This is a genomic window from Agrococcus casei LMG 22410 (assembly GCF_900163565.1).
In the GTDB taxonomy this organism is placed as follows: domain Bacteria; phylum Actinomycetota; class Actinomycetes; order Actinomycetales; family Microbacteriaceae; genus Agrococcus; species Agrococcus casei.
The window spans coordinates 121,302-129,818 of the sequence record NZ_FUHU01000035.1 but is presented as its reverse complement, the minus strand read 5'-3'; the positions used below and the strand labels follow the sequence as shown (position 1 = coordinate 129,818).

7 protein-coding genes are annotated in these 8,517 nt (G+C 65.5%); all 7 read left to right on the top strand.

All coding sequences use genetic code 11. The features are described from left to right. Nucleotides 1-388 precede the first annotated feature (388 nt). Nucleotides 389-2,242: an ABC transporter substrate-binding protein gene (locus CZ674_RS08315; RefSeq protein WP_086992050.1), complete on the top strand. Its 1,854-nt coding sequence runs from the start codon at nucleotides 389-391 to the stop codon at nucleotides 2,240-2,242. Nucleotides 2,243-2,317: 75 nt separating this feature from the next. After that, complete coding sequence (locus CZ674_RS08310) at nucleotides 2,318-3,361, top strand: ABC transporter permease (RefSeq protein WP_086992049.1); 1,044 nt, start codon at nucleotides 2,318-2,320, stop codon at nucleotides 3,359-3,361. After that, nucleotides 3,358-4,275, top strand: coding sequence for an ABC transporter permease (locus CZ674_RS08305; RefSeq protein WP_086992048.1), 918 nt, complete (start codon nucleotides 3,358-3,360; stop codon nucleotides 4,273-4,275). The genes CZ674_RS08310 and CZ674_RS08305 overlap by 4 nt, the downstream gene beginning before the upstream one ends. Next, nucleotides 4,275-5,939 (top strand): ATP-binding cassette domain-containing protein, encoded by a 1,665-nt coding sequence (locus CZ674_RS08300; RefSeq protein ID WP_086992047.1) that lies wholly within the window; start codon nucleotides 4,275-4,277, stop codon nucleotides 5,937-5,939. The genes CZ674_RS08305 and CZ674_RS08300 overlap by 1 nt, the downstream gene beginning before the upstream one ends. Continuing rightward, nucleotides 5,936-6,889, top strand: a complete 954-nt coding sequence (locus CZ674_RS08295) for a S66 peptidase family protein (RefSeq protein ID WP_086992046.1) — start codon at nucleotides 5,936-5,938, stop codon at nucleotides 6,887-6,889. The genes CZ674_RS08300 and CZ674_RS08295 overlap by 4 nt, the downstream gene beginning before the upstream one ends. Next, a complete protein-coding gene (locus tag CZ674_RS08290) occupies nucleotides 6,886-7,719 on the top strand; it encodes a serine hydrolase (protein WP_086992045.1) in 834 nt (277 codons plus the stop codon). Before CZ674_RS08295 ends, CZ674_RS08290 begins: the two co-directional genes overlap by 4 nt. After that, complete coding sequence (locus CZ674_RS08285) at nucleotides 7,716-8,516, top strand: serine hydrolase (protein ID WP_086992044.1); 801 nt, start codon at nucleotides 7,716-7,718, stop codon at nucleotides 8,514-8,516. The genes CZ674_RS08290 and CZ674_RS08285 overlap by 4 nt, the downstream gene beginning before the upstream one ends. Nucleotide 8,517 lies beyond the last annotated feature (1 nt).

The following is an 8,517-nucleotide window of genomic DNA, read 5'->3' as shown; positions in this document are numbered from 1 at the left end:
ATCCTTCCGATCAGCCGTTGCAACGACCGAATGACACCGCCGTGCACGGATGCGCGAATTGCGGTTTCTGGCGCCGCTCAGGGGCCGAAATGGGCGCCTGATACGTGTCGGATTGTGAGATATCAACCGTTTTGCGGAACGTAACACCGTCTCCGTGTGTGTACCCGACAATCCGCTCGCAACCTGACACTTCCTAGTGAACGCACGAAACTTGCCCTGCTTTCGTACGGTGTAGCGCATCCGCCCGCACCACGCCGCGGGTAAAGAATCGATAACGCTTGTGTGAGATACGATACGAATCATTGAAGGTTGACCGCCGATGGTGTTGCATGTACCTACCGGCCAGGCTCGACGACGAACAGTCAGCCGGAAGCGAAGGAGCTCCACAATGCAAGCACCCCCCAAATCCCGGCTGACACGTGCGGCAGCAATGGCTGCAGCCGTCGCGTGCGTGTTCGGAATGGCACCCATGGCAGCGAGCGCGACAGTCGCGCCGCTCGCCAACGAGAGCAGCGACGGTCCGGCTGTCACGCCAGACTCGAGCGCAACGACACTGCGAATCGCAACGAGCGGTTTCGTTGACTCGTTCAACCCGTTCACGTCGATCTACCTGACGCCGACCGGAATCTTCCGCCAGGTGTACGAGAACCTCGTGCAGTACAGCGCAGAAGACGGTTCGCCGACAGAGGGCCTCGCCGAATCCTGGGAGACCAGCGAAGATGGCATGACCTGGACGTACAAGATCCGCGAAGGGATGCAGTGGTCAGACGGCGAACCGCTCACGGCCGCAGACCCCGAGTGGACGTACACGCAGATGATGGAAGTCCCCGAGATGGGCAGCGCCAACGGCGGCCTCGTCTCGAGCTTTGAGTCTGTTGAGGCGACGGACGAGCACACGCTGGTCATCACGCTGTCGGAGCCCCAGGCTGCGAACCCCGGTGTTGAGATCCCGATCGTTCCCAAGCACATCTGGTCAGAGCTCGACAACCCCGTCGAGTACGCCAATGACGAAGGCGACGTCGTCGGCTCCGGTCCGTTCACGATCGAGAGCTACGCGCAGAACCAGTCGATCGAACTGGCCGCGAACCCTAACTTCTGGCGCGGTGCACCCAACTTTGAGCGCATTCAGTACGTCTACTACACCAACTCCGACGCCATGGTGCAGGCACTGCGCGCAGGCGAGATCGACATCGTGACGGGTCTCAGCCCGACGCAGTTCGATGCGCTCGAGGGCCAGGACAACGTCGTGGCTCACTCGGGTCAGGGCCGTCGTTACACGTCGCTCGCACTGAACCCGGGCTTCCAGACGGCTGACGGCGAAGAGTTCGGCACGGGCTCGGAAGCACTGAAGGATGTCGAGGTGCGCCAGGCGATTCGCAAGGGCATCGACGCTCAGACGCTGCTCACGCAGGTGCTCGACGACCAGGGAACCCTAGCCACGAGCTTCATCCCCGCATCGTTCCCCGACTGGCACCTCAGTGAAGACAACCCGGTGATCATGGACTACGACGTCGAAGCTGCCAAGGCGCAGCTTGACGACGCAGGCTGGACCGAAGGCTCAGACGGTGTTCGCGAGAAGGACGGCGAGCGTCTCGCTCTGACGATCCTGATCGACGCTGACAGCCCTCTCGACCAGGCTTCGGGCGAGTTCCTCGTGCCGTGGATGGCAGAGATCGGCATCGAGCTCAACGTTGAGATGACTGACTCTGACACCATCAGCACCAAGGTCACCGCAGGAGAGTACGACATGTACTTCAGCGGCTGGTCGATGAACTCCGACCCCGACTACCAGCTCGGCATCAACACGTGCGCCAACCTGCCCACGGAGACCGACGGATCGGGCGGAACGACGCAGGACGGATACTGCGACCCGAAGTTCGACGCCCTCTACGAGCAGCAGCACGTCGAGCTCGACCCGGATAAGCGCCAGGAGATCGTGCAGGAGATGCTCGCGATGAACTACGAGTCATCGGTGCAGGTCGCGTTCTGGTACGGCAACCAGCTGGAGGCCTACCGCTCCGACCGCGTGGGTGACTTCACCCTGCAGCCGACCGACAACGGCGTGATCATGAACCAGTCCGGGTACTGGGCACTGTGGTCGGCCGAGCCCCTCGGTGACGGCAGCGGCGGTGGCGGCCCCTCGACCGGCCTCCTGGTCGCAGGTGGCGCGGCAGCAGTTCTCGTGGTCGGCGGTGTCATCTTCTGGATGGTGCGTCGCAAGAACGCTGGCGACGTAGAGTAGCCAGCTCCATCAGTATGTGCCGCGCCGGGGTGCGCTCCGGCGCGGCACGCTTTTGACACAACCCGGAAGTGAGTGATGAGCAGCTCAGTACCTCCCTCCACCTCAGCGATCTCCACGGAGGCCAACGCTGAGGAGCCGCAGCGCGACTCTTCGTTCCTGCGCTACATCAGCACCAAGCTGGGCGGCGCGGCCCTCAGCCTGGTCATGGTCGTGATCCTCGGATTCTTCCTCTTCCGCATCCTGCCGGGAGACCCGGTCGCGGCAATCGCCCGCGAGCGGCAGATGACACCTGAGCAGGTGCAGCTGCTGCGCGAGTCCTACGGCCTCGACAAGTCGCTCGGCGAGCAGTTCATCGACTACATCGTGAACGTCTTCACGCTGAACTTCGGCGAGAGCTACGTCTACAGCCAGTCGGTGTCGAGTCTTATCGCCGACTATTTCTGGCCGACGGTGCTGCTGACCGGCACCGCTGCGATCCTTGCGATCATCCTGGGCCTCTGGCTCGGAACCCGCGCGGGCTGGAAGCGCAACTCGCGCTTCGACAAGTTCGTTTCCTCAAGCTCGCTGGTGTTCTGGTCAGTACCGACCTTCTGGCTCGCGCTGATCCTGCTCATGATCTTCGGCGGCACGCTGCGCTGGTTCCCGACCGGTGGCATGGTGTCGCTCGACGCGCCGTCTGATCCGCTCGGATACTCGCTGGACGTGATCTCGCACATGGTCCTTCCGGTCATCACGATGACCGCGGTCATCTACGCGCAGTACCTCATGGTCATGCGATCCTCCATCATCGAAGAGGCAACGGCCGACTACGCGACCACCGCTCGCGCCAAGGGCCTCAAAGAAGACCAGATCCTCAACAAGCACGTCGTGCCGAACGCGCTGCTGCCGACGGTGACGCTCGTGTTCATGCACATCGGCGGACTGATCGCCGGAGCCGTCACGGTCGAGGCCGTGTTCTCATGGCCCGGCCTCGGCAAGCTCACGTTCGAGGCCATCACCGGCCCCGACCTGCCGCTGCTGCAGGGAACGTTCGTGGTGTTCTCGGCGATCATCATCGTCATGAACTTCCTGGCCGACCTCATCTACCGCCGACTCGACCCGAGAGTGAGGAGAGCATGAGTGCCTCGACACAGACCCCCAAGCGCTCACCCGGAAGCGTCACGTGGGCCCGCCGCCGCAATGCCGTGGCGCAGTTCTGGCGCGAGTTCGTGCAGCACCGCGCCGGTCTCACCGGCCTGATCTTCCTGATCGCGATCGGCCTCATCGCGGCGCTCGCGCCGATCATCGCGCCGTCGCACCTGCTCGATGTCACCCAGCTTCTCGACCAGCCGAAGTTCGCGCCTCCGTCACTCGAGCATCCGCTCGGCACCGACCACCAGGGGCGTCAGCTCTGGGTGCGCATGGTGTGGGGTGCGCAGGTTTCGCTCATGGTCGGCGTCGCCGCAACGCTCATGTCGATGCTGATCGGCACGCTCGTCGGCATCGCCGCAGGGCACTTCACCGGCTGGGTCGGCGGCCTGCTCATGCGCATCATCGACTTCTTCCTGGTGCTGCCCTCGCTGATCCTCGCGATCGTGCTCTCGGCAGTGCTGAGCCGCGGTGTGCTGACGATCATCATCGCCATCGGCGTCACCTCGTGGGCCGGCACGGCGCGTGTCGTGCGCTCGCAGACCCTCACGGTCGAGTCGCGTGACTACATCGCCCGTGCTCGCGCCCTCGGCGCCGGCCACTGGCACATCATCATCAAGCACCTGCTGCCCGGCGTCATGCCGCTGGTGCTCGCCAACACGACCCTCACGGTCGGTGCCGCGATCATCGCCGAGTCGACGCTGTCGTTCCTCGGCCTCGGCGACGCGACGCAGCAGTCTTGGGGCACCATCCTGAAGAACGCGATGGACATCTCGGCTGCCACCAGCGGCTACTGGTGGTACGTCGTGATCCCCGGCCTCGCGATCGTGCTCGTGGTGCTTGCCTTCACGCTCATGGGCCGCGCGGTCGAGAGCATTCTGAACCCGACGCTGAGGAGCCGCTGATGCCTGGCCTCACATTCGAAGACGTATCGATCACCTACTCGACCTCGGGTCGCAACGACCGAGGCGAGGTGCACGCTGTCAAGAACGTCTCGCTGACGCTGCCTGAGGGCGGCACCCTCGGCATCGCGGGCGAGTCGGGCTCTGGCAAGTCGACGCTCGCGATGAGCGTGCTGCGACTGCTGCCGAAGAACGCGAAGATCACCGGTCGCGTCGCCGTCGGCGACACCGACATCAGCGACCTGTCGTTCGGCCAGATGCGCGCACTGCGCTGGGCCGAGGCGTCCATCATCTTCCAGGGCGCGATGCACTCGCTGAACCCCGTGCAGACAGTGGGCGCCCAGATCACCGAGGCGCTCGCGCTGCACGTGACCGACAAGTGGAAGACGGCGCAGCTGCGCCAGGATCGCGTGAAAGAGCTGCTGACGCTCGTCGACATGCCGGCTGACAAGACTGCCTCGTACCCGCACGAGCTCTCGGGCGGGCAGAAGCAGCGCGTCATGATCGCGATGGCGCTCGCCTGCGAGCCCGACATCATCATCGCCGACGAGCCGACCACGGCCCTCGACGTGATCGTGCAGAAGCAGATTCTCGACATGATCGCCAAGCTCGTCTCAGAGCGCGGCATCTCGATGCTGATGATCAGCCACGACCTGTCGGTGCTGGCGACGGCCTGCGACCAGATCGCGATCATGCGCTACGGCGAGGTCATCGAGGTCGGCGACGCCCGCGAAGTCTGCCTGAACCCCAAAGAGGAGTACAGCCAGAAGCTCGCGGCGGCGTTCCCCGTCATCGGCGACACCGAGTCGCGGATGCGGCCGGTCACCCGTCACGGCGACCAACCTGAAGACGCAGAGGCGAAGATCGACTTCGCTGACGACGGACCCAAGCGCGAGGTGCTGCTCGAAGCCGACAAGCTCAACGTCACCTACACCTCGAGCGGCTTCAAGGTTCGGGCCGTCAAAGACGTCGACCTCACGCTGCACCGCGGCGAGATCATCGCACTGGTCGGCCAGTCCGGCTCAGGCAAGTCGACGCTCGCCCGGGCCCTGCTTGCGCTGCAGGACACCGACGGCGGCGAGGTGCGCTTTGCGGGCGAGAAGCTGCCTGCTGGCGGCCGTGAGCTGAAGGCGTTCCGCAAGAAGGCGCAGCTGGTCTTCCAGGATCCGTCTGCAGCGCTCAACCCCAAGCTGAGCGTGTACGAGTCGATCGCAGAGGGGCTGCGCATCCACCGCTACCAGGGCGATGAGGCAGAAGCAGTCGCGCAGGCGCTGACCGACGCCGAGCTGACGCCTCCGGAGCGCTACTTCGGCGCGATTCCGCAGGAGCTCTCGGGCGGACAGCGGCAGCGCGTTGTGATCGCCGGTGCCCTTGCACTCGGCCCTGAGCTGCTGATTGCCGACGAGCCTGTCGCCTCGCTCGACGCATCCGTCCGAGGAGAGATCCTCGGTCTGCTGCTCAAGCTGCGCAAGAAGCTCGGCCTCGGAGCCCTCGTCATCACGCACGACCTTGGCCTCGCATGGAACATCGCCGACTCGGTCGCCGTGATGTTTCGCGGCGAGATCGTCGAGCAGGGCCCGACAGAAGAGGTGCTGATGAACCCGCAGCACGAATACACCCAGCAGCTGCTGGATTCAGCCCCGAGCATCAGAGCAGGAGCCGCATGACCGACCGCCACGCCTATATAGACAGAGCACCGCTCGCAGCCGGCGACACGGTCGCGTTCGTCTCGCCGGCTGGTCCCGGCGACGAGGCATCGCTCAAGAAGGGCGTCGGCTACTACCGCGAGTGGGGCCTCGAGGTTCAGGTCGGCGACGCCGTGCTCAAGCGGCACTCGCGTGCGCGCTACCTGGCAGGCGAAGACGACGACCGTCGCAACGACCTCGTCAATGCGTGGATGGATCCGGATGTCGACGCAGTCGTCTGCACCCGCGGCGGATACGGCGCGCTGCGGCTACTCGACGGCATCGACTGGAACCGGATGCGCGAAGGCGGTCGCAGGCGCGACGGGAGTCCGAAGCTGCTCACCGGGTCGTCTGACATCACCGCGCTGCACGAGGCGTTTCGCGTGCACCTCGACGTGCCGACGCTCTTCTGCCCGATGGCGACGAACGGCGTGTTCGCCGAGTCAGAGATCATCAGGCTCGACGTGCGCCGCTGGTTGCTCGAGCCGTGGGGCGGTCGCGAGCTGATCGGCCCCGACACCGAGATCCTCGCCCCCGGCAAGACGCACGGCCGGTTCACGGGCGGCAACGTCAGCCTGCTCACGAGCGCGATCGGTGCGCCCGAGGCAGCCGAGAAGCCCGACGGCATCCTCTTTCTCGAAGACGTGGGGGAGTCGCCCTACCGCCTCGACAACTTCCTGACGCAGATGGATCGCGCTGGCCGCTTCGACTACGTGACCGGCATCGTGCTGGGCTCGTGGAACAGCTCGGGCCGCATGGACGACCTCCGCCTGCTCATGGACGAGTTCTTCGCCGACCGCGGCGTGCCGGTGCTGTGGGAGCAGGGCTTCGGCCACGACCCCCACGCGCTCTCGGTCCCGCTGAACGTCGACGGCCTGCTCGACGCATCCGGCTCTGCTCCAGTGCTGACCGTGACCGGAGCCGCCTCGTGAACCTGCCCGAGCTGGATTCGCGCGCGAAGTGGACGGTGCACGTCGTCGATGCCGCAACCGGCGAAGAGCTGCTCTCGCACGGCGCCGACGTCGTCTGCGAGACGGCCAGCATCGGCAAGGTCTTTTTGCTGATCGAGGTCGCGCGTCGGCTCGAGTCGGGGGAATTGTCGGCGGATGCGCGGGTCGAGATCCCCGAGGAGCATCGGGTTGCCGACTCGGGCCTCCTGTATCTGATGGGCAGCCAGGATCTGCCCGTGCGCGATGCGGCGCTGCTCGTCGGGGCTGTCAGCGACAACCTCGCGACCAATGCGCTGATCTCGCTGTGCGGGCTCGAGTCGGTGCGTGCCGTGGCCGGCGAGCTCGGCTACGAGAACACCGAGCTGCACGACTACATTCGCGACGGGCGCGGCCCGGGCCTGCCCTGGACGCCGTCGTTCGGCACCGCGCGCGAGCTGTCTGACTTCATGCGCAGGCTCGGCGACCGCGAGCTTGTCTCTGAGGCCGTGTCTGATCGCGTGCTCGACTGGCTTGCCGCTGGCGCCGACACCTCGATGCTGGCCGATGCGTTCTCACTCGACCCGCTCGCGCACCTCGAGCCCGAATACCAAGACATCCTGCTGCGTCACAAGACCGGCAGCACATCGGTCACGCGCGCCGACATCGGCATCGTGAGCGGGCCTGCCGGGTCGGTCGCGTATGCGGTGGCCGCCAACTGGAAGGGTCGCACAGAAGACCTGCGCGTGCCGGTCATCGACGCCATGCGGGCGATCGGCGAGCAGATCCGCGCACGCGTGACCGGCCGCGAACGAGACGACTGGAGCCTCTCATGACTGATGTTGTATTTCCGACTGTCGACGGCATCCGCTGGTCTGCACTGGTGCAGGATGCCGACACCGGCGAGGTGCTGCTGAGCGAGCAGCCCGACCTCGTGCTCTCGACCGCGAGCATCGGCAAGCTGTTTCTGCTGCACCGGCTGCTGGTCGACGTCGACGAGGGGCTGCGCTCGCTCGACGAGGTCGTGACGCGCAGGCCCGACGAGATGGTCGGCGCCTCTGGCCTCTGGAAGCTGATGCAGGCCGAGTCGCTGTCGGTCTACGACCTCGGTCTGCTGGTCGGCGCCGTGAGCGACAACGCGGCGACGAACACGCTGTGCCGCGTCGTGGGCATCGAGCGGGTGCGCGAGCACTCGCGGGCGCTCGGCTACGAGCACACGGCGCTGAATGACAAGGTGCGCTGGCCGATTCCGCCTGGGTACCCCGAGCGGCTGTCGCAGGGCAACGCGACCGAGCTGGTGCGGTTCGTGCGTGAGCTGGCCGACGGCGTGGGGCTCTCGAGCGAGAGTCGCGACGTGTTTCTGCGGTGGCTCGGCACGGGGTCTGACACCTCGATGGTTGCGCAGCCGTTCAACTTCGATCCGCCGGATCACTTCTTCTTCGACCGGGGCGCGTGGCTGTGGAACAAGACGGGCACGCTGCTGTCGGTGCGGTCTGACGTGGGCATGTACATGAGTCCTGAGCGGCGCATCGCGTATGCGGTGACTGCACAGTGGAATCGCGGGGCTGATCCTCGCGATGAGGTGCTGGCCGCGATGGCCGACATCGGCACACTCATCAAACAGTCGCTGTAGT